The sequence below is a fragment of the Streptomyces sp. NPDC107654 genome (assembly GCF_055639035.1).
In genome coordinates this window covers 412742-434035 of record NZ_JBVKBI010000005.1, presented here as the reverse complement: position 1 = coordinate 434035, position 21294 = coordinate 412742, and the positions used below count along the sequence as shown (strand labels likewise).

The following is a 21294-nucleotide window of genomic DNA, read 5'->3' as shown; positions in this document are numbered from 1 at the left end:
TATCCACGAATCCCGTCCGGTGTAGCGTGCCTATCTCAGCCATAACGCAGAATGGATGGCAGAGGTGCGCCCAGGCGCGCGGATGCAGACGTCGATGCGGTCCCCAGGTCCGCTCCGTCGGCGAAACCGCCGGAGGCAGCCGCACTCGACGAGACGGCGTAGGAGAGAAGCGATACCTGTGAGCGCAGCGACCACGCGAAGCCGCACCCCCGACCGCCTGTGCGCCGAGGCCGTCGACCTCGCCCGCGCCGCCGCCGAGGAGGCCGCCGCGCCCGGCGTGGTCGGCGAGCACGCCGGCCTGGTGTCGGAGGGCGACCGCGTTGTCACGCACTTCTTCGAGTGCAAGGAACTGGGCTACCGCGGCTGGCGCTGGGCCGTCACCGTGGCCCGCGCCTCCCGCGCCAAGATCGTCACCCTGGACGAGGTCGTCCTCCTGCCCGGCCCCGACGCCCTCCTCGCCCCCGAGTGGGTCCCCTGGAGCGAGCGCCTGCGGCCCGGCGACCTCGGCCCCGGCGACCTCCTGCCCACCGACCAGGACGACCTGCGCCTGGAGCCCGGTTACACCGGCGAGGAGGAGCCGCCGCCGAACTCCCTGGTCTCCGAGGAGATGCGGGAGCTGGCGGAGGCCGAGGACGCCGACGTCTCGCCCGGTGCCCCCGCCGTCCAGCCGACGACCCCGGTCCGCGGCACGATCGCGTCCGTCGCCGAGGAACTGGGCATGCGCCGCGCGCGTGTCCTGTCCCGGTACGGCCTGCACGTCGCCGCCGACCGCTGGGAGGAGGCCTTCGGCCCGAAGACGGCGATGGCCCAGGCGGCCCCCGCCACCTGCGTGAGCTGCGGTTTCCTCGCCCCCATCGGCGGCTCCCTCGGCCAGGCCTTCGGCGTCTGCGCCAACGAGTTCTCCCCCGCGGACGGCCGTGTGGTCTCCCTCTCCTACGGCTGCGGAGGCCACTCCGAGGCCGCGGTCATGCCCAAGCCCCCGCAGCCCGCCGCCCCGGTCATCGACGAGACCCGCGTCGACCCCTTCCCGCTCCGCCCGGCCCGTGACTCCGGCTCCGTCCCGGAGTCCGACGACGAGACGGCGGAACTCGGCCACTCCTGAACCGCCGGCCGGTCCTCCGGCCCGACCCACACCTCGGCCCACACCGTCTTCTTCGGCGAGGCCCCGGGGGCGGTCCCCCAGCGCCGGGCGAACGCGTCCACGAGGAGCAGCCCCCGCCCGGCGTCGGCGTCGGGCGCGGGCCGGAGCGGCGGCTCCGGCAGCCGGTCACCGCGCGTGTCCGTCACCTCGATCCGCAGGACGTCCCCGACGGCGTACAGCGTCAGCCGGAAATCCCGTCCGGCCACTCGGCCGTGAGTGGCCGCGTTGGCCGCCAGCTCGGCCACGATCAGCGCGGCCGGATCCAACGGCAGCCCCCACGAGCGCAGTTGCTCCGCGGCCAGCAGCCGGGCGAGCCGGGCCCCGCGGGGCGTGGGGGACAGCTGCACCGTGAAGTTCGGGATGCGGGTGGAGATGCGCGTGGAGATGTGCCTGTTCACATCACTCAGAGTGGCCGTACCCGACACCCGTGAACAGTGATGAAATGGTTGCGTAGAGTCACTGCCCGGCGCACGACCGGTGGTGTCGGGACCGCGCTAGCCGGTGAGGCTCGTCTCGTGGACCGTGTGGAGGCCGGCCTCCCCGCCGGTGCGTTCCAGGCGCAGGTGGGCCGAACGGCCCTTCAGCGTCAGGGTCATGAGCTGGTTGCCGAACCACGGCCCGCCCCGTTTGCGCCACCGCACCGGCAGCCGGGCGCAGCGGCCGTGCCGGGCGAGCAGGCGGCCCAGGAGGCGGGCCGGCGCGCTCCAGCCGGCGCGGAAGCCGATCCGCATCGCGAGCGGCACGGAGTTGTGCACGGGCGAGCAGGTGAGCTGGACGACGGGGATGCCGAGGTCACCGGAGCGCCAGGTCGCCTCGGCGATGTAGCCGTGGTGCACGTCCCCGGACAGCACGCACACGCTCGCCGGGGCGCCCGGTGCCGCCGCGGCCTCGGCGATGAGACCGGCGAGGTCGGCGAAGGAGCGGGGGAAGGCCGCCCAGTGCTCCAGGTCGGCCCCACGGCGCAGCCACTCGCCGAAGCGTGCCCAGCGGTCGCCGCGTTCCCCGGCGCACAGGGCCGCGTCCCAGCTCTCGGTGTCGTGCACCAGGTGCGGCAGCAGCCAGGGCAGGGAGGTGCCGATGAGGAGGTGGTCACAGGCTCCCTCGCCGGCCAGGACCTGCTCGCGCAGCCAGGCGGCCTCGCCCGCGTCCAGCATGGAGCGGCGGCCCTCCTCCAGGACCCGCGCGGCCCGGGAGTCGACCATCACCACCCGCACCCGGCCGAAGTCCCGCCGGTAGCTGAAGCGGACCGTGGAGGAGTCGGCGTCGGCCTGCTCGGCCAGGGCGCGCAGCGCCTTCGTACCGTCCGGGGTGGCGCGTACGGCGGCCCAGGTCGGGTCGTCGGCCAGTTCGGCGGGGGAGAGGTTGCCCAGGTGCTGGTGGACCCAGTACGACATCAGGCCGCTCAGCAGCCGCTCCTGCCACCAGTCGGTGGTGCGCATGTCGGCGAGCCAGGAGGCGGAGGTGTTCCAGTCGTCCACGATGTCGTGGTCGTCGAAGATCATGAAGCTGGGCACGGTGGACAGCAGCCAGCGGACCTCCGGGTCGAGCCAGGACTCGTGGTAGAGCTGGCAGTACTCCTCGTAGTCGGCGACCTGGGCGCCGGGCGGCCGGTCCAGGTCGCGGCGGGCGGCCAGCCGTCGCCGGGTCTCCTCGGAGGTCTCGTCGGCGTAGACCTGGTCGCCCAGCAGCAGCAGGACGTCGGGGCGCTCGCCGTCGGGGTCGGCCGCCAGGCGGGTGGCCAGGGTGTCGAGGGCGTCGGGGCCGACCGGGTCCTTGCCGTCCGCCGGGGGCGCGGCCCAGCGGCACGACCCGAAGGTGACGCGGACGGCGTCGCCGGCGCCGGGCGTGCGGATGACGGAGGGCGGGAAGCGGGAGTCGGGCAGGGGCCACACCGGGGTGCCGTCGAGGAACACCTCGTAGGCGGGCGAGGTGCCCGGTCGCAGTCCGGTCACCGTGACGAGCGCGTAGTGGTGCCCGGCCACCTGGAAGGTGGGGGCCGTGCCGGACGCGCCGTCGGAGCAGCGCACCTCGGCCGTACAGGGACGGCTCGTCTCGACCCACACGGTCGCGCAGGAGCCGTCGGTGTACCTCAGCAGCGGTCCCAGGCGCAGTTCGGGCATCTGATCGCCTTCCTGTCTCGCGGGGTACGGCGGAACGACCCCAGCGACGGTACAGGCGTCTGGGACGCGGCTGGGCGGGCACTGGTGAGGAGACCCGGGCGGACCCGGCCCGGGCGAGGGCGAGACGGAGAGGCGGTGGCGTGGCCGAGCACGAGCAGGCGACGGAGGCCGAGGAGACCCCCGGCACGGTGCGCGAGGACGACCTGCTGCGGGGGTTCGTGGTGGACGACCGGCAGCCGGAGCGGCCGGTGCTGCTGGACGCCGACGGCCGGCCGGTCGACACCTGGCGGGAGAACCACCCCTACGACCACGTGCTCGGCCGGCGCGAGTACGAGCGGACCAAGCGGATCCTGCAGATCGAGCTGCTCAAGCTCCAGCGCTGGGTGAAGGAGACGGGGCAGCGGATCGTCGTGGTGTGCGAGGGGCGGGACGCGGCCGGCAAGGGCGGCACCATCAAGCGGTTCACCGAGCGGCTGAACCCCCGCGGGGCCCGCGTCGTGGCGCTGGACAAGCCGACCGAGCGCGAGGCGGGGCAGTGGTATTTCCAGCGGTACGTGACGCACCTGCCGGCCCGCGGGGAGATGGTCTTCTTCGACCGGTCCTGGTACAACCGGGCCGGCGTCGAGCGGGTCATGGGCTTCTGCTCGGAGGCCGAGTACCGCCAGTTCCTGCGGCAGGCCCCGCTGTTCGAGCGGCTGCTCACCGACGACGGCATCGCGCTGGTGAAGTTCTGGTTCTCGGTGTCCCGCGCCGAGCAGCGGACCCGGTTCGCGATACGGCAGGTCGACCCGGTGCGCCGCTGGAAGCTCTCCCCCACCGACCTGGACTCCCTCGACCGCTGGGACGACTACACCGCGGCCAAGGTCGACATGTTCCGGGTGACCGACACCGCGCACGCGCCGTGGACGGTCGTGAAGAACAACGACAAGCGGCGGGGCCGGCTGGAGGCGATGCGCAGCCTCCTGGACCGCTTCGACTACCCGGCCAAGGACCCCGAAGCGGTCGGCACCCCCGACCCGCTGGTCGTCGGTGCGGCGGACACCCTGCTCGAACCGGGCGAGGAACCCACGGCCCTGTCGCCGACCCCGCTGGCCGGCCCCGGCGGCGGCCCCGGCAACCACCCGGACACCGAGGTGCCGGCCGGCCGCGGCCACGGGTGAGGAGGGACCGAGGACATGGGGACGGTGGTGCACGTCCCGCAGACGCGGGACATGATCGGGGACGAGCTCTCCGGCGACGAGGCCTTCACCGCGCTGCGCCGCTACGGGGGCGCGCGGCTGCTGCTCGACGCCTTCTCCCGGTTCCGCTACGCCGACGGCTTCACCAACGCCCGCGCCCTCGGCTTCCAGATCGTGCTGGGCATGGTGCCGTTCACCATCGCGCTCGTCGGCCTGGCCACGGCCGCGCACACGGAGAGCGTGGGCCGGATCATCGAGCTGACCCTGGGCCGGATCGTGCCGGGTGCCAGCGCCGACGTGATCCGGGAGGCGCTGCGCGGCACCCGCCGCACCGCCGGCTCCGGAGCCTGGAGCACGCTCGCGCTGGTCCTGGGGCTGGTCTTCTCCGTCGTCAACCTGGCGTCGGCCATGGGCCAGGTGGAGCGGGGCGCCAACCGGATCTACGGCATCGAGCGGGACCGGCCCCTCCCGCGCAAGTACGGCAGGGCCGTGCTGCTCGCCTTCGCCGCCGGTGTGCCCATGGTCCTGGGGTTCCTGGTCCTGGTCGCCGGCCGGGCCGTGTCCGCGGCGACGGCCGAGGCGCTGGGCACCTCCCCGCCCCCGGCGTGGTGGGGCGCCCTGGAGGTGCCCGTGGGGACGGCCCTCGCCTGGATCGCCTCCGCCGTCGTCTTCCGGTGGTCGCCGCGCCGGGACCAGCCCGGGTACACCTGGCTGGCGTTCGGTTCCGCCGTCCACCTGGTGCTGTGGGTCACCGCGACCTGGCTGCTGGCCCTCTACGTCTCCCGCAGCGGTTCCTTCGGTGCCGTGTACGGACCGCTCACGGCCTTCGTGGCCCTGCTGCTGTGGGCCAACCTGACCGGGGTCGCCCTGTTCCTGGGCATCGCGTTCGCCGCGCAGCTGGAGGCGGCCCGCGCCGGACTGGGCCGGGCCGTGCGGCCGGACCCCGGGCCGGGCCCGTGAGAGCCCGGCCCGGGGCGCGGGTCAGGACTGCTCCACGATGCGGCGCACGTTGTCGACGGAACCGCAGCCGGACTTCAGCTGTCGCTCACGCTCCTCCAGGAACACCGCGCCCAGCTCCTCGCGCCGCTGCATCGCCACGTTCTCGCGAGCACCGTTGAGGATGGTGCGCTCCTCCTCGTCGGCGTGGTGGGTGACGGCCTCCACCAGCGCCTCCAGCTTCTCGTCCCACTCCTCGGAGCCGACCTCCTCGACCTCGAGGAGGTCGAGGAGGGCCTTGTTGCCCTCGTCGTGCTCGTGCTCGCCGTGCTCGACCTCTTCGTCCTCGATGTTCTTGTAGCGCTTGAGGGCGGGGTACACCTCGGCCTCCTCGGCCAGGGCGTGGGCGATCAGCAGATCGGCGAACTCCCGCAGGGCGGCCGCCCGGTCGTCCTCGACGCTCCGCATCCGGCGGAAGAGGTCCTCCATGCGCCGGTGGTCCTCGAGGATCAGCTCGACGACGTCCTGTGTCTGGGTCATGGACGTGCTCCACTTTCGTGCGAAGGGCTCGTGTCATTTCCGCTTACCCCCTTCGTGCGCACCGATGGCTCCCGCGGCCACCACGTCCCCTCGGACTCCGGTCCGTCCGCGCTGTAGGTTCGGTCCCACGTCGTAGAGGAGAGTCAACGTGAGCAAGTTCGTCCGGCCGGCGGCCGAGGGCGCCGACCCCTTCGGCACCGCCCGTCTGCGTCGTGGGGTGCTCGACGCCTGGGCGACCAGCCCCGCCCGGTTCCGGGAGGACGCCAACGCGGAGGAGGATCTCGTCCTCGGCGGCTACCGGGACCGGCTCGTGGTCGAGCTGGCGCAGAACGCCGCCGACGCCGCCGCCCGGGCCCACGTGCCGGGGCGGTTGCGGCTCACCCTCCGCGACGGCGTCCTCGTGGCGGCGAACACCGGGGCCCCGCTGGACGCGGCCGGTGTCGAGTCGTTGTCCACGCTGCGGGCCTCCGCCAAGCGGGACGCCGAGGCGACGCACGGTGCCGTCGGCCGGTTCGGGGTCGGTTTCGCCGCCGTGCTCGCGGTGACCGACGAACCGGCGATCGTGGGCCGGCACGGAGGCGTGCGCTGGTCCCTCGCGGAGGCGCGGGAGCTGGCCGCCGACGTCGCCCGGCACAGCCCGGGGCTCGGGGACGAGGTGCGCCGCCGGGACGGGCACGTGCCGCTGCTCCGGCTGCCCTTCGCCGCCGAGGGCACGGCCCCCGAGCCGTACGACACCGCCGTCATCCTGCCCCTGCGGGACGCGGCGGCGGCCGACCTCGCCGAGCGGCTCCTCGCTGGTGTCGACGACGCCCTGCTCCTCGCCCTGCCGGGGCTGGAGGAGGTCGTCGTGGAGGTCGGCGGGGAGGCGCCGCGCACCCTCACCCGGCGCAGCGACGGCGCCTTCACGGTGGTCGACGACTCCCGGGACGGTCTCACGAACTGGCGTACCGCCTCCGCGCACGGGCCGCTCACCCCGGACCTCCTCGCGGACCGCCCGGTCGAGGAGCGGCTGCGCCCGCACTGGTCCGTGACCTGGGCCGTCCCCGTGGACGCGTACGGGGCTCCGGTGCGGCCCCGTACCTCGCCGGTCCTCCACGCTCCCACCCCCAGCGACGAGCCGCTCGGGGTGCCCGCCCTGCTCATCGCCTCGTTCCCGCTCGACACCACCCGCCGGCACGCGGCGCCCGGCCCCCTCACCGACTTCCTGGTGCAGCGCGCGGCCGACGCCTACGCCGAACTGCTGGGCGCCTGGCGCCCGGTGGGGGAGGGGGTCATCGGCCTCGTGCCCGGGGCGCTGGGCCGGGGCGAGCTGGACGGGGCCCTGCGGCAGGCCGTGCTGGAGCGGCTGCCGCGTACCGCCTTCCTGCCGCCGGCCGTCGAGGCCAAGGCCGACGACGAGCTGCCGGAGGCGCTGCGGCCCCGGGACGCCGAGGTCGTCGAGGGCGCCGGGGCCGACACCGTGCGGGTGCTCGCCGAGGTGCTGCCCACCCTGCTCCCGGCCGGTCTGGAACGGCGCGTGGAGCTGCGCACCCTCGGGGTGGCGCGGCTGCCGCTCGCCGAGGCCGTCGACCGGCTCGCCGGACTGGAGAAGGAGCCGGAGTGGTGGTGGCGGCTGTACGACAGCCTCGCCGGGGTCGACCCGGAGCGGTTGTCGGGGCTGCCGGTGCCGCTCGCCGGGGGCACCTCCCAGGCTTTCGGCTCCGGGGGAGGGAGGACGGCCATCGGGCCCCGGCAGGTGCTGCTGCCCGCGCCGGACGGCGCCCGGATCGACCCGGACGTGCTGGGGCGGCTCGGGCTGAAGGTGGCCCACGCCGATGCCGCGCACCCGCTGCTGGAGAAGCTGGGCGCGCTGCCCGCGACCGCGCGCGCGGTGCTGACCACCCCGCAGGTGCGGGCCGCCGTGGCGGGCTCCCTCGACGGGGGAGGCGGGTTCGGCTGGGAGGAGGACGCGCCGGACGCCGAGGAGCTGGCCGAGACCGTGCTCGGTCTCGTCCGGGACGCGGGGCTGGAGCCGGGGGAGGAGCCCTGGCTGGGCGCGCTCGCGCTGCCCGACGAGGACGGGGAGCTCGCGCCCGCCGGTGAGCTGGTGTTCCCCGGCAGTTCCTTCGCCCGGGTGATCCGTGCGGGTGAACTCGCCGCCGTCGACGCCGAGCTGGCGGAGCGGTGGGGGGAGCAGCCGCTCGCCGCGTGCGGGGTGCTCGCCGACTTCGCGCTGGTCCGGGCCACCGACGTCGTCCTCGACCCCGACGAGCTGGAGCCCCGGGACGGTGACTACGCCGAACCCGACGACGCCGGCCTGCTGGACGCCGTCGACGTGTGGTGCGAGGACATCCTCGACCGGTTCCCGGACAGCCCGGTGCCGCCCGTCGCCACCGAACTCGTCGCCGTCCGCGACCTGGACCTGGTGGACGACGACCACTGGCCGGAGGCGCTCGCCCTGCTGGCCCGGCCGCCGCTGCGGGACGCCCTGACCCAGCCCGTGCGGATCCTGCTGCCGGACGGCACCCACGAGCTCGTACGGCCGTACACCGCGTGGTGGCTGCGCGGACACCCGGTGCTGGACGGCCGCCGGCCCGCCGGTCTGCTGGCGGCGGGCGGGGACCCGCTGCTGCGCGGGCTGTACGACGAGGCCGACGCCACCGGGTTCGAGGACGAGCAGGTGCTGCGGGCGCTCGGTGTGCGCACCTCCGTCGGGGCGCTGCTGGACGAGCCCGGTGGGGCCGCCGAGCTGCTGGACCGGCTCGCCGACCCGGAGCGTCCGGTCACCGCCGCCCAACTGCACGGCCTGTACGGTGCGTTGGCGGAGCTAGAGCCGGAGCGGGTGACGCTGCCTGATGAGCTGCGGGCCGTGGTCGACGGGCGGGTGGAGGTCGTGGACGCCGGGTCGGCGGTCGTGGTCGACTCGCCGGACCTGCTGCCGTTCACCTCCGGTGTGCCGCTGCTGCCGGTCCGGCCCGCGCGGGCCGCCGAGCTGGCCGAGCTGTTCCAGGTGCGGCGGCTGAGCGAGTCCGTCACCGGCGAGGTGCACTCCGAGGGGGCCGAGCACGACGTACCGGACCCGGTGCGGGCGCTGCTCGGGCCGCGCACCCCGCGGACGTACGTCGAGCACGAGGAACTCGTCGTGGACGGCGTGGAGCTCGACTGGCGGCTGACCGGCGACGGCGTGCTGCACGCGGCGACCCTGGAGGGGGTGGCCGCCGGGCTGGCGTGGGCGGCCGGGCAGTGGCCGAGGCGGTTCGAGGTGGCGGCGCTGCTGGAGGACCCGTCCCGGACCGAGGAGCTGGCGCGGGACCGCTGGTTCGACTGAGGTGACGTGCGGCACAGTCGAGAAAAAGTGAAGATCTTGTACAACCTCCGGTGAGTGTCGTCGATCTGATCATGCGATATCAGCTTCATGATCACGGGGAGACACACACCCATGCGTATGCGAGCCGCCGGCACGGCCGTCCTCGGCGCCCTGGCGCTGTCCGTTCTGGCCGTTCCGGCCGCGCAGGCGGCGGACGACCACCGTGGCGACACGAAGATCTCGAACGTCGTGGTCAACGGCGGCAAGCCCGTCGTGGTCGGCGCCACCGGGTCCAAGACCATCACGGTCTCCTTCACGGTCACCGACGACTCCGGCGTCTCGTGGGCCCAGGCGATCCTGTACCACGGCAAGGACATCGCGCACTCCGACAGCGGTGCCGTCGCCAACACCCCCGACAACCGTTCCCGCTGCACCAAGGTCAGCTCCACCAAGGCCGACTGCAAGGCGACGTACACGCTGGCGGCCCGGGAGAACCTCGTCAACGAGGTGGCCGGGGGCTGGAAGGTCTGGGCGATCGCCCAGGGCAAGGACACCGACTTCGTCAAGAAGGAGAACGTCAAGACCTTCCAGGCGCAGCGGCTGGCCAAGCTGACGGCCGACGCCTCCCCCGAGCCGGTGAAGAAGGGCAAGACCCTCACCGCCGGGGGCACGCTGACCCGCGCCAACTGGAACGGCGGCACGTACTCCGGCTACAGCGGCCAGTCCGTGAAGCTGCAGTTCCGCAAGAAGGGCTCCAGCAGCTACACCACGCTGAAGACCGTCAAGACGGACTCCAGGGGCCGTCTCAAGACCACGGTCAAGGCCACCGCCGACGGGTACTACCGGTACTCCTTCGCCGGCACCTCGACCACCTCCGCGGTCAGCGCCGCCGGTGACTTCGTCGACGTGAAGTAAGCCGCAAGCACCTCCGCATCCAAGGACATCCCATGCGACTTCGTGCCACCGTGGCCGCCGTCTCCGGCGCCCTGGCCCTCTCCGCCCTCGTCGTGCCGGCCGCGCAGGCCGCCGACGGCGGCTCCGCCCACCGCGCGGACCTTGCCAAGGTCCTCGTGCAGCACGCCGCGTCCGGCCGGGCGGGCGTCGCCGCCTCCCCGGCGGAGGGCGACCTGGACGTCACCTTCTCGAACTTCAAGATCGCCAAGGCGATCAAGGTCGGGACCACGAACAAGGTGTCCGTGCCGGTCCGTTACACCCTGACCCACGGCGCCGACGTCAAGATCGACTCGGACACTTTCCTCAGTGTCCCGCTCATCTACCACGGCTCGTCCACCACCCCGGACAACGCCGCCGGCGGCGACGCGCCCGGCACCTGCGTGGCGACCTCGGCCACCACCGCCGACTGCAAGGGCACGATCGTGCTCAACCCGCGGGAGACCGACCGGGACATGAGGCTGCGCAACACGCAGGCCGGGACCTGGCACGGCGCGGGCATCGCGATCGACATGGACTCCGAGAAGGAGATCGTGCAGGTCGACGGCCTCGGCACCACCCTGCTCCAGCGCAACTCCACGCTGACGGTCAACGCCTCCCCGGAGCCGGTGAAGAAGGGCAAGACCCTCACCGTCACGGGCAAGCTCTCCCGCGCCAACTGGGAGGATCACAAGTACCACGGCTACACCGGCCAGTCCGTGAAGCTGCAGTTCCGCAAGAAGGGCTCCAGCAGCTACACCACGCTGAAGACCGTCAAGACGGACTCCACGGGCGCCCTGAAGACGACGACCAAGGCCACGGTCGACGGCTACTACCGCTTCTCCTTCGCGGGCACCACGACCACCCCGGCGGTCAGCGCCGCGGGTGACTTCGTCGACGTGAAGTAGGCGCCCCGGTCCGGCCCCGGGAGTGCCTGCCGTCGCTCCCGGGGCGGAACGTTTCTTCTCAGATGTGCCATGAGCCGGTAATCCCTGACTCAAATCCGGCCGGTCCGCACTCCCGGCGTACAACCTGCCGTGTGCCTCGACGATCTGATGCGTGAGTCGACCGACTCCACGATCAACTTCTCCCTCCTAGGGAAGCACATGCGCATTCGTGCCACCGTGGCCGCCGTCTCCGGCGCCCTGGCCCTGTCCGCCTTCGCCGTCCCCGCCGCCCACGCGGCCGGCACGGCGCCGAACGTCACCTTCTCGAACGTGAAGGTCAACAGCGGCAAGGCGATCACCATCGGGGCCGCCTCCACGGTCAAGGTCAAGGCGACCTACACCGTCACGCACCCCAGCACCGTCTCCCTGTCCAACGTCGACACCGGCCCGGTGCTCTACCGCGGCACCTCGGTCAAGGACGCCGACACCCAGGTCGTCAGCGACGACCCGGGCACCTGCACCACGGTGAACTCCACCACCGTGAACTGCACGGCCTACATCTCCATCCCCGCCCGCGAGCTGTACAACTCCGACGCCGGCACCTGGAAGCAGGGCGGCCTCGCGGTCGACAAGAAGACCTACGCCGCCAAGTGGCAGAGCGACCTCGGCACCATCCCGGTCCGCCGCGCCGCCAAGCTCACCGCCGACGCCACCCCGGAGCCGGTGAAGAAGGGCAGGACGCTCACCGTCACCGGCAAGCTGACCCGCGCCGACTGGCAGCACGGCACGTACGCCGGCTTCGGCGGCCAGTCCGTCAGGCTCCAGTTCCGCAAGGCGGGCAGCAGCACCTACACCACCGTCAAGACGATCACCTCGTCCTCCACGGGTGCCCTGAAGACGACGGTCACGGCCGGCTCGGACGGCTACTACCGCTACAGCTTCGCGGGGACGTCCACCACGTCCGGCGTCAGCGCCGCGGGTGACTACGTCGACGTGCAGTAACACGCGTCCCAGACGGTCCCGGGGCCGCCCAAGGGCCGCCCCGGGCCCTTCCGGGCCGTCTCAGGCCGGGAAGCGGCGGTCGACCCATCTCCACAGGAACTCCAGGACGGCCGCCGCCACCACCGCCACGCCGACCGCCGTCCACGGCAGTTCCATACCGACCAGCCTGAGGGCGAAGAAGTCCTGGAACGCCGGGACGGCGAGGACGAGCAGGAAGGCCGCGCCCATCGCGGCCACCAGCGCCACCCGCCACCAGGTGTAGGGGCGGGCGATGATCGCCAGCACCCACATCGAGATCAGGAACAGGGTCAGGGTGGCCGCACTGGTCTCCGCGTCCAGGGCGCCGGGCCCGGAGTAGTGGTGCCGGGCCAGCAGGTACGTCACGAAGGTCGCCGCGCCGGCCAGCACGCCGCCGGGGACCGCGTACCGCATCACCCGGCGCACGAAGTGGGGTCTCGCCCGCTCCGTGTTCGGCGCCAGGGCCAGGAAGAAGGCCGGGACGCCGATGGTGATCGTGGACAGCAGGGTCAGGTGCCGGGGCAGGAACGGGTACTCGACCTGCCAGCACACGACCAGCACCGCGAGCAGCACCGAGTAGACCGTCTTCACCAGGAACAGCGTCGCCACCCGGGTGATGTTGCCGATCACCCGGCGGCCCTCGCCGACCACCGAGGGCAGGCTCGCGAAGCTGTTGTCCAGCAGCACGATCTGGGCCACCGCCCGGGTGGCCTCCGAGCCGGAGCCCATGGCGACCCCGATGTCGGCGTCCTTCAGCGCCAGCACGTCGTTCACGCCGTCGCCGGTCATCGCGACCGTGTGTCCGCGCGACTGCAGCGCGCCCACCATGTCCCGCTTCTGCTGCGGGCTGACCCGCCCGAAGACGGTGCCCGAGGCGAGAGCCTCGGCCATGGCCGGCCGGTCGGCGGGCAGCCGCCGCGCGTCCACCGCCGTACCGTCCAGGCCCAGCTTCGCGGCGACCGCGCCGACCGACACCGCGTTGTCCCCGGAGACGACCTTGGCGCGGACGTCCTGCTCGGCGAAGTAGCGCAGGGTGTCGGAGGCGTCGGGCCGCAGCCGCTGCTCCAGGACGACCAGGGCGGTGGGGCGGGCGCCCCGGGCCGGCTCGGTGTCGTCCAGGTCGCGGCGGGCGCGGGCCAGCAGCAGTACGCGCAGCCCCTGCTCGTTGAGCTGCTCGGTCTCGGCCAGTGCCGGGTCGTCGGGGGCGAGCAGGACGTCGGGGGCGCCCAGCAGCCAGGTGCTGGTCTCGCCGTCGCCCTCGCTGAAGGAGGCCCCGCTGTACTTGCGGGCGGAGGAGAAGGGGAGCGACTCGACGCAGCGCCAGTCGTCGCTGTCCGGGTAGGCGTCGATGATCGCCTGGAGGGAGGCGTTCGGGCGCGGGTCGGACTCGCCGAGCGCGCCGAGGACCTTGTGGATGTACGGCTCCTCGGCCCCGTCCAGCAGCCGCAGCCCGGTGACGTCCATGCCGCCCTCGGTGAGGGTGCCGGTCTTGTCCAGGCAGACGGTGTCGACGCGGGCCAGGCCCTCGATGGCCGGCAGCTCCTGCACCAGGCACTGCCTGCGGCCCAGCCGGATCACGCCGATCGCGAAGGCGACGGAGGTGAGCAGCACCAGCCCCTCGGGGACCATCGGCACGATCCCGCCGACCGTGCGGGCCACGGCGTCCTTCAGATCGTCGTTCTTGACGACGAGCTGGGTGATGACGAGTCCGACGGCCGCCGGGACCATCATCCAGGTGACGTACTTGAGGATGACGGAGATCCCGGTGCGCAGCTCGGAGTGGACCAGGGTGAACCGGGAGGCCTCCTCGGCGAGCTGCGCCGCGTAGGCCTCGCGGCCGACCTTGGTGGCGGTGAAGGCGCCGCCGCCGGCGACCACGAAGCTGCCGGACATCACCGGGTCCCCGGGGCGTTTGACGACGGGGTCGGCCTCGCCGGTGAGCAGCGACTCGTCGATCTCCAGCCCGTCCGCCTCGGCACACACCCCGTCGACCACGACCCTGTCGCCGGGCCCGATCTCGACGAGGTCGTCGAGCACGATCTCGTGGGTGGCCACCTCGGTCGCCACCCCGTCCCGTCGTACCGTCGGCCGGGCCTCCCCGATCACCGCGAGGGAGTCCAGGGTCTGTTTGGCCCGCCACTCCTGGACGATGCCGATGCCGGTGTTGGCGAGGATGACGAAGCCGAAGAGGCTGTCCTGGACCGGCGCGACGAACAGCATGACCAGCCAGAGCACGCCGATGATCGCGTTGAACCGGGTGAGGACGTTGGCCCGGACGATCTGGCGGAGCGACCGGCTGCTGCGCACCGGCACGTCGTTGACGAGGCCGCGGCCGACGCGGTCGGCGACCTCGGCACCGGTCAGCCCGGCCGCGGGGCTCTTCGGCAGGGCCACGTCCATATGGCTCATGCCATCGACGGTACGTGCCGCTCCGCCCGTTCACCTGCCGAACGGGTCGCTACTCCGCCCCCGCCGACCTCAGGGCCGCGTCCCTCTTGATCGCCGCGTCCCGCCTGCGGACGTACCAGACGCCGATCAGCCCGAGTCCGCCCCCGGCCAGGCAGGTCCACAGCCACCACAGGTGTCCGTGGTCCTCGAACCAGCCGTAGAAGGGGAGCTGGACCAGGAAGAGGACGAACCACACGAGGGTGCCGCCGGTGATGGTGGCGACCACGGGCCCCTCCAGGGGCTCCGGCGCCTCGTGCTTGGGGGTCCACTTAGCCATGCGCACAGCTTATGCGCCGCCCGTGTCTACGCGCGGAGATAGCGATCTCCGGCTCATGTGTTCATACTGAAACCGTTTGTCTTTGACCGCTTCTGATCGTAGGAAACTCCAACGGGGCTCGGGGGAACCCCGCTGGGGACGAGGTCCTCCATGTCCACCTCGGCACCCGCCAAGGTCCCCACCCCCGAGAAGCCGGGCGGCGCGTCCGCCTACGGTGCCCTCGACCGCTACTTCAAGATCTCCGAGCGCGGCAGCACCGTCGCCCGCGAGGTCCGGGGCGGTTTCGCCACCTTCTTCGCGATGGCGTACATCATCGTGCTGAACCCGATCATCCTCAGCAGCGCGAAGGACATGTACGGGCACCACCTGGACAACGCCCAGCTGGTGACGGCGACGGCGCTGACGGCGGCGTTCACCACGCTGCTGATGGGTGTCATCGGCAACGTGCCGATCGCGCTCGCGGCCGGCCTCGGCGTGAACTCGGTGGTCGCGCTCCAGCTCGCGCCGCGCATGTCCTGGCCGGACGCCATGGGCATGGTCGTCCTCGCGGGCGTCGTGGTCATGCTGCTGGTCGCCACGGGTCTGCGCGAGCGCGTGATGAACGCCGTGCCGTTCGGGCTGCGCAAGGCGATCTCGATCGGTATCGGCCTGTTCATCATGCTGATCGGCCTGGTCGACTCCGGCTTCGTCACCCGGATGCCGGACGCCGCCCAGACCACCGTCCCGGTCCAGCTCGGCACCGGCGGTCACCTCACCGGCTGGCCGGTGCTGGTGTTCATCCTGGGCGCGCTGCTCACCTTCGCCCTCATCGTCCGCAAGGTGCCGGGCGCGATCCTCGTCTCCATCGTCGGCATGACCGTCCTCGCGGTGATCGTCAACGCGGTCGTGACGATCCCCTCCTGGGGCCTGACCGTCCCGAAGTGGCCCGGCAACCCGGTCGCCACCCCCGACTTCGGCCTGGTCGGCCAGGTCAGCCTGTTCGGCGGGTTCTCCAAGGTCGGCGTGCTGACCGGCATCCTCTTCGTCTTCACGGTCCTGCTGTCGTGCTTCTTCGACGCGATGGGCACGATCATGGGCGTCAGCGACGAGGCCAAGCTGACCGACGCCGAGGGCTACATGCCCGGCATCAACAAGGTCCTCTTCGTGGACGGCCTCGCGGTCGCGGCGGGCGGTGCCAGCTCCTCCTCGGCCACCACCGCCTTCGTGGAGTCCACGGCCGGCGTCGGCGAGGGCGCCCGCACCGGCCTCGCGAACATCGTCACGGGCGGCCTCTTCGCCGTGGCGCTGTTCCTCACCCCGGTCGCCACGATGGTCCCGTCCCAGGCGGCCACCCCGGCGCTGATCGCGGTCGGCTTCCTGATCCTGTCGAACTCCATCAAGGAGATCGACTGGGCCGACTACACCATCGCGATCCCGGCCTTCGTGACGATGCTGATGATGCCGTTCACGTACTCGATCACGAACGGCATCGGCATGGGCTTCATCACCTTCACGGTGCTGCGGCTGGCCGCCGGGCGGGCCCGGGAGATCCCGGTGGCGATGTACGCCGTCTCGGCCGTCTTCGCCTTCTACTACCTGATGCCGGCCCTGGGCCTGACCTGAGCCCTGATCCGAGCCCCGGCGGGAGCCGTCAGGTGACCCCGTAGAACCTCTCCGTCTCCTCGACGGCGGTCTGGAACCGCTGGTCGAAGTCATCGCGAATGAGCGTCCGGACGACATAGTCCTGGACGCTCATTCCTCTTTTCGCCGCGTGGTGCCGGAGCCTTTCGAGCAGCTCCCCGTCTATCCGCAGGCTGAGCACACTGGTCCCCATGCGTACGAGGGTCGCCACATCCGGCCGCGCGACGCGTCGCTTTCCGGAACCGGCTCACTCATACGGGTGATCGGAGGGTTCAGTGGCGGGCATCACGGGCAAGCAGGCGCGTCCGACTGGTCTTTAGCGAGAGTAATGAGTTACTCTAAAGAACATGCCGGACCTTACCCATGGCGACGACGCTGCCGCCGTGAACGCCCTCCGCTCCGCCGTGATGCGGCTGTCCCGTCGGCTCAAGCACCAGAGGGTCGACGAGTCGCTGAGCCCCACCGAGATGTCGGTGCTCGGCACCCTCTTCCGCTGCGGCTCCGCCACCCCGGGCGAACTGGCCCGCAAGGAGCACGTCCAGCCGCCGTCGATGACCCGCATCGTCGCGCTGCTCGAAGCCAAGGGGCTGGTCCGGCTGGAGCCGCACCCCGAGGACCGGCGCCAGAAGGTCGTCACCCAGACCGAACAGGCCGAGGCCATGCTCGAGGAGAGCCGCCGCAAGCGGAACGCCTTCCTGGCCGGCCTGGTCGAGGCCCTCGACGAGGACGAGTGGGCCGCCCTGCGCGCCGCCGCCCCCGTGCTGGAGAAGCTCGCACACCTGTAAGCGCACCACCGAAGGAGGCGAACCCTTTTGAGTACGGGATCCGGAACACCTTCCGCCCCCGCACCGGCCACCCCTACCCCCGTTTCCCGTAAGTCCTCGATGTTCGGTTCGCTGAGGATCAGGAACTACCGCCTCTTCTTCGCCGGCCAGGTCGTCTCCAACACGGGCACCTGGATGCAGCGCATCGCCCAGGACTGGCTGGTCCTGAGTCTCACCGGCTCCTCCGCGGCCGTCGGCATCACGACGGCCCTGCAGTTCCTGCCGATGCTGCTGTTCGGGCTGTACGGCGGCGTCCTCGTGGACCGCCTGCCCAAGCGGCCCGCCCTGCTGGTCACCCAGTCCTCGATGGCCGTCACCGGACTCGCGCTCGCCGCGCTGACCCTCTCCGGCCAGGTCCAGGTCTGGCACGTCTACGTCGCCGCGTTCGCCGTCGGCCTCGCCACCGTGGTCGACAACCCGGCCCGTCAGTCCTTCGTCTCCGAGATGGTCGGCCCGGAGCAGCTGCAGAACGCGGTCAGCCTGAACTCGGCGAACTTCCAGTCCGCCCGGCTGGTCGGCCCCGCCGTCGCCGGCCTCATGATCACCGGTGTGGGCACCGGCTGGGCGTTCCTCGCCAACGGCCTGTCCTTCGCCGCGCCCATCGCCGGCCTGCTGCTGATGCGCGCCCGCGAACTGCACGTGGTCGAGCGCGCGCCGCGCGGCAAGGGCCAGCTGCGCGAGGGCCTCAGCTACGTCGCCAAGCGGCCCGAGCTGATCTGGCCGATCGTCCTGGTCGGCTTCATCGGCACCTTCGGCTTCAACTTCCCGGTGTGGCTCTCCGCGTACGCCGACGACGTCTTCGACGCCGGAGCCGGCGCGTACAGCCTCTTCAACACGCTGATGGCCGTCGGCTCCCTGGTCGGCGCCCTGCTGGCCGCCCGGCGCGGCACGGCCCGGCTGCGCGTCCTGATCGCCGCCGCGCTGGCCTTCGGCACGCTGGAGGTCGTGGCCGCCGTGGCACCGTCGTACTGGCTGTTCGCGCTGCTCATGGTCCCGATCGGGGTCTTCGGCCTGACGGTCAACGTCACCGCGAACACGGCCGTGCAGATGGCCACCGACCCGGCCATGCGCGGCCGGGTGATGGCCCTGTTCATGATGGTGTTCATGGGCGGTACGCCGCTGGGCGCACCGGTGGTCGGCTGGGTCACCGACACCTACGGCGCCCGGATCGGCTTCGCGGCCGGCGGTGTCGTGTCGGCCGCCGCCGCCACCGCGGTCGGCCTGGCCCTCGTCCGCGTCGGCGGCCTGCGCGTGTCGGTGGGCTGGCACCACGGCCACCCGCGGGTCCATTTCGTACCGCGCGAGCGGGAGCGGCTGACGACCGCCGCGTAGGCCTGCCGGCCGGGGCAAGGGAAGGCCGTGCCCCGGGGGCGCGGATCGTCGCGGGGACGGGCCGTGGGAGTGCCGGTCGCCGCGGGGTCGGGCCGTGGGGGTGCCGGTCGCCGCGGGGTCGGGCCGTAAGGGTGCGGATCGTTGAGCGGGTCGGGCCGCAGCGGCGTGGATCGCCGCGGGGTGCCGGGCCGCGGCGGGTTACCCGTGCGCCGGCCGGCTCCCCGCCCGCGGACAAGCCGTGGACGGGGTTCTCGCTCGCGGACAAGCCGTGGACGGGGTTCTCGCCCGCGCGGCGCGGCCGCACGCCGACGCCGCCCGTGCCTCTTCCGGCGCTGCCTCCTACAGCACCCGCCGGGCCAGCACCTGGCCCGGCCAGGCGTTCGGGCCGTGGGTGTAGGGGTGCGTCGGGGTGAAGCCGTTGGCCTCGTAATAGGCGACCAGTTTGCGGTCGCCGCCCGCGTAGCAGTCCACGCGCAGCAGCCCCACGCCGGCCCGCCGGGTCACCTCGGCGGCGTGGGCGAGCAGCGCGCTGCCCGCGCCATGGCCCTTGAAGCGGCGGTCGGAGGCGAGCCAGTGGATGTACCGCTCGGGCTCCCCGGGCGGCGGCAGGTGGGACAGATAGGAGCCGGGCCCGTCGGTGAGGGTGAGGGTGGCGGCCGGTACGCCGTCCACCTCGGCGAGATACGTGGTCCCCTCCTCCATGGCCCGCGCGACCGCCGCCACCGTCTTCTCGTGCCCGGACAGGGGCTCGGTGCCCCACTGCACGGTGCGGCCCTGTGAGACCAGCCACTCCACGCTGCTGTCGAGCATGCCGAGTATCGCGGGCAGGTCGTCGGGGCCGCCTTCCCGAATGGTGATCGCCATGGGCCCATCATGCCGCCCGGGGTCCGGGGCCGCGGGGTGGGATCGTGAGGTCCATGAGACTCTTCGCCGCCGTGATTCCCCCCGAGGACGTCGTCGACGAACTCGCCGCGGAGGTGTCCCGGCTGCGGCGGCTGCCGGGGGCGGACCGGCTGCGCTGGACCGCCCGCCCCGGCTGGCACTTCACCCTCGCGTTCTACGGCGAGGTCGCCGACGAGGCCGTGCCCGCCCTGTCGGACCGCCTGGCCCACGCGGCCCGGCGCTCGGCCCCCTTCCCCCTCGCCCTGGCGGGCGGCGGCCAGTTCGGCCGGGGCCGCGCGCTGTGGGCGGGCGCCGAGGGGGACGTGGAGGCGCTGCGGCTGCTGGCCGACCGGGCGGAGGCGGCCGGGCGGAAGGCCGGGGTGCCGATGGGGGAGCACCGGCGGTACAAGGCCCATCTGACGCTGGCCCGCAGCCGGGAGGCGGTGGATGTACGGCCGTACGTGGCGGACCTCGCGGAGTTCGCCGGCGCCGGCTGGACCGTGGGCGAGCTGGCGCTCGTGCGCAGCCGTCTGCCGACGTCCGGGGTGGCGGGGGAGCAACCGCGGTACGAGGTGGTCGGGCGGTGGGTGCTGGGCGGGGGCGGTTAGGCTCGCATGCGTGGACCCGAAAACCCGAAACCGGATCATGGCCGGTGTGCTCGTGCTGATGTTCGTCGTGGTGGCCTTGGCGTCGGCCATGCGTTAGGGGTGCCGGGGAACCGCGGCCGTCCTTCCGGCTGCGGGCGCGTCGTGACCGGTCGCGCGGTTCCCCCTGCCCCACCGCTTACCAGGCGAACGCCTCCGGGGACGGGCCCGGGCCCGGGAAGATCTCGTCCAGGCTGTTCAGCAGCTCCTCGCCCAGCTCCAGCTCCACCGCCCGGAGAGCCGACTCCAGCTGGTCGGCGGTGCGCGGGCCGACGATGGGGCCGGTCACGCCGGGGCGGGTGAGCAGCCAGGCCAGGGCCACCTCGCCGGGCTCCAGACCGTGCTTGTCGAGCAGGTCCTCGTAGGCCTGGATCTGCGCGCGGGCGGCCGGGTCCTTGAGGGTGTCGGCGGCCCGGCCGGAGGCACGGCGGCCCCCCTGGACCTCCTTCTTGATGATCCCGCCGAGCAGACCGCCGTGCAGCGGCGACCACGGGATGACACCGAGGCCGTAGTCCTGCGCGGCCGGGATGACCTCCATCTCGGCGCGGCGCTCGGCGAGGTTGTACAGGCACTGCTCGCTGACCAGGCCGATGGTGCCGCCGCGGCGGGCGGCGATCTCGTTGGCCTGGGCGATCTTGTAGCCGGGGAAGTTGCTGGAGCCGGCGTAGAGGATCTTGCCCTGCTGGACGAGGACGTCGATCGCCTGCCAGATCTCCTCGAACGGGGTGTTCCGGTCGATGTGGTGGAACTGGTAGAGGTCGATGTGGTCGGTCTGGAGCCGCTTCAGGCTGGCGTCCACCGCGCGGCGGATGTTCACCGCGGAGAGCTTGTCGTGGTTGGGCCAGGCGTTGTCGGTGTCGGCGGCCATGTTGCCGTACACCTTGGTGGCGATGACGGTCTTCTCGCGCCGCCCGCCGCCCTTGGCGAACCAGTTGCCGATGATGGTCTCGGTGCGGCCCTTGTTCTCGCCCCAGCCGTACACGTTGGCGGTGTCGAAGAAGTTGATGCCCGCGTCCAGCGCCGCGTCCATGATCGCGTGGCTGTCGGCTTCGTCGGTCTGCGGACCGAAGTTCATCGTCCCGAGGACGAGCCGGCTGACCTTGAGTCCCGTGCGTCCGAGCTGCGTGTACTCCATGGTCCACTAGCCAACGGCTTGGAGTGCGCTCTAGGCAAGTGCTCTGTGGATCAAGGGGGTTGCGGTAGGGTGCCCGGCCCGGCAGGGAGGTGCC

General features: G+C 72.5%; 19 protein-coding genes and 1 pseudogene. 12 read left to right on the top strand and 8 right to left on the bottom strand.

Annotated features, from left to right (window positions below):
- The first annotated feature begins 178 nt into the window (after positions 1-178).
- Positions 179-1102, top strand: a complete 924-nt coding sequence (locus ACZ7N4_RS12585; RefSeq protein WP_471357085.1) for a DUF3027 domain-containing protein — start codon at positions 179-181, stop codon at positions 1100-1102.
- An 11-nt stretch (positions 1103-1113) separates the two neighbouring features.
- Here ACZ7N4_RS12585 and ACZ7N4_RS12580 read toward each other — a convergent pair.
- Positions 1114-1446 (bottom strand): annotated as a pseudogene (locus ACZ7N4_RS12580) (ATP-binding protein); the annotation flags it as partial.
- Between ACZ7N4_RS12580 and ACZ7N4_RS12575 the strand changes: the two are divergent.
- Complete coding sequence (locus ACZ7N4_RS12575) at positions 1367-1579, top strand: hypothetical protein (RefSeq protein WP_471357162.1); 213 nt, start codon at positions 1367-1369, stop codon at positions 1577-1579. The pseudogene ACZ7N4_RS12580 and the gene ACZ7N4_RS12575 sit on opposite strands and share 80 nt — an antisense overlap.
- Positions 1580-1635: 56 nt before the next feature.
- Here the strand turns inward: ACZ7N4_RS12575 and ACZ7N4_RS12570 are convergent, their stop codons facing one another.
- Positions 1636-3261, bottom strand: coding sequence for an alkaline phosphatase D family protein (locus ACZ7N4_RS12570; RefSeq protein WP_471357082.1), 1626 nt, complete (start codon positions 3259-3261; stop codon positions 1636-1638).
- A gap of 140 nt (positions 3262-3401) precedes the next feature.
- Between ACZ7N4_RS12570 and ppk2 the strand changes: the two genes are divergently transcribed.
- Together ppk2 and ACZ7N4_RS12560 are read left to right on the top strand one after the other, a co-directional pair.
- Complete coding sequence (ppk2, locus tag ACZ7N4_RS12565; RefSeq protein WP_471357079.1) at positions 3402-4421, top strand: polyphosphate kinase 2; 1020 nt, start codon at positions 3402-3404, stop codon at positions 4419-4421.
- 15 nt (positions 4422-4436) lie between these two features.
- A complete protein-coding gene (locus ACZ7N4_RS12560; RefSeq protein WP_471357076.1) occupies positions 4437-5399 on the top strand; it encodes a YihY/virulence factor BrkB family protein in 963 nt (320 codons plus the stop codon).
- 21 nt (positions 5400-5420) lie between these two features.
- On the opposite strand, the gene ACZ7N4_RS12555 is transcribed toward ACZ7N4_RS12560, so the two are convergent.
- Positions 5421-5915 carry a hemerythrin domain-containing protein gene (locus ACZ7N4_RS12555; protein WP_471357073.1) on the bottom strand — a complete coding sequence of 165 codons (495 nt, stop codon included), beginning with the start codon at positions 5913-5915 and terminating at the stop codon, positions 5421-5423.
- A 148-nt stretch (positions 5916-6063) separates the two neighbouring features.
- On the opposite strand from ACZ7N4_RS12555, the gene ACZ7N4_RS12550 reads away from it, so the two are divergent.
- The 4 genes from ACZ7N4_RS12550 (at position 6064) to ACZ7N4_RS12535 (ending at position 12020) form a co-directional block, all read left to right on the top strand.
- On the top strand, positions 6064-9222 hold the full coding sequence (locus ACZ7N4_RS12550; protein ID WP_471357070.1) for a sacsin N-terminal ATP-binding-like domain-containing protein: 3159 nt from the start codon (positions 6064-6066) through the stop codon (positions 9220-9222).
- 111 nt (positions 9223-9333) lie between these two features.
- Entirely contained in the window at positions 9334-10116 is a 783-nt protein-coding gene (locus tag ACZ7N4_RS12545) for a calcium-binding protein (protein ID WP_471357067.1), read from the top strand.
- A gap of 32 nt (positions 10117-10148) precedes the next feature.
- Positions 10149-11039, top strand: a complete 891-nt coding sequence (locus ACZ7N4_RS12540; RefSeq protein WP_471357064.1) for a hypothetical protein — start codon at positions 10149-10151, stop codon at positions 11037-11039.
- Between the two features lie 198 nt (positions 11040-11237).
- Positions 11238-12020, top strand: a complete 783-nt coding sequence (locus tag ACZ7N4_RS12535) for a hypothetical protein (RefSeq protein WP_471357159.1) — start codon at positions 11238-11240, stop codon at positions 12018-12020.
- A gap of 60 nt (positions 12021-12080) precedes the next feature.
- Here ACZ7N4_RS12535 and ACZ7N4_RS12530 read toward each other — a convergent pair whose 3' ends face one another.
- Together ACZ7N4_RS12530 and ACZ7N4_RS12525 are read right to left on the bottom strand one after the other, a co-directional pair.
- Positions 12081-14447 (bottom strand): HAD-IC family P-type ATPase, encoded by a 2367-nt coding sequence (locus tag ACZ7N4_RS12530; protein ID WP_471357061.1) that lies wholly within the window; start codon positions 14445-14447, stop codon positions 12081-12083.
- A gap of 49 nt (positions 14448-14496) precedes the next feature.
- Positions 14497-14763 (bottom strand): DUF2530 domain-containing protein, encoded by a 267-nt coding sequence (locus ACZ7N4_RS12525; protein WP_471357058.1) that lies wholly within the window; start codon positions 14761-14763, stop codon positions 14497-14499.
- A gap of 150 nt (positions 14764-14913) precedes the next feature.
- Here ACZ7N4_RS12525 and ACZ7N4_RS12520 point away from each other — a divergent pair, with 150 nt between their 5' ends.
- Entirely contained in the window at positions 14914-16365 is a 1452-nt protein-coding gene (locus ACZ7N4_RS12520) for an NCS2 family permease (protein ID WP_471357053.1), read from the top strand.
- Between the two features lie 28 nt (positions 16366-16393).
- Here the strand turns inward: ACZ7N4_RS12520 and ACZ7N4_RS12515 are convergent, their stop codons facing one another.
- Positions 16394-16576 (bottom strand): ribbon-helix-helix protein, CopG family, encoded by a 183-nt coding sequence (locus ACZ7N4_RS12515; protein ID WP_189294974.1) that lies wholly within the window; start codon positions 16574-16576, stop codon positions 16394-16396.
- A 154-nt stretch (positions 16577-16730) separates the two neighbouring features.
- Between ACZ7N4_RS12515 and ACZ7N4_RS12510 the strand changes: the two genes are divergently transcribed.
- The gene (locus ACZ7N4_RS12510; RefSeq protein ID WP_471357048.1) at positions 16731-17168 is read left to right on the top strand and encodes a MarR family winged helix-turn-helix transcriptional regulator; all 438 of its coding nucleotides are present in this window, start codon (positions 16731-16733) and stop codon (positions 17166-17168) included.
- 27 nt (positions 17169-17195) lie between these two features.
- Positions 17196-18539: an MFS transporter gene (locus ACZ7N4_RS12505; protein ID WP_471357045.1), complete on the top strand. Its 1344-nt coding sequence runs from the start codon at positions 17196-17198 to the stop codon at positions 18537-18539.
- Positions 18540-18878: 339 nt separating this feature from the next.
- Here the strand turns inward: ACZ7N4_RS12505 and ACZ7N4_RS12500 are convergent, their stop codons facing one another.
- On the bottom strand, positions 18879-19403 hold the full coding sequence (locus ACZ7N4_RS12500; protein ID WP_471357043.1) for a GNAT family N-acetyltransferase: 525 nt from the start codon (positions 19401-19403) through the stop codon (positions 18879-18881).
- 53 nt (positions 19404-19456) lie between these two features.
- Between ACZ7N4_RS12500 and thpR the strand changes: the two genes are divergently transcribed.
- On the top strand, positions 19457-20029 hold the full coding sequence (thpR, locus tag ACZ7N4_RS12495; RefSeq protein WP_471357041.1) for an RNA 2',3'-cyclic phosphodiesterase: 573 nt from the start codon (positions 19457-19459) through the stop codon (positions 20027-20029).
- Positions 20030-20204: 175 nt separating this feature from the next.
- Here thpR and ACZ7N4_RS12490 read toward each other — a convergent pair whose 3' ends face one another.
- The gene (locus ACZ7N4_RS12490; RefSeq protein ID WP_471357038.1) at positions 20205-21200 is read right to left on the bottom strand and encodes an aldo/keto reductase; all 996 of its coding nucleotides are present in this window, start codon (positions 21198-21200) and stop codon (positions 20205-20207) included.
- Between the last annotated feature and the right edge of the window lie 94 nt (positions 21201-21294).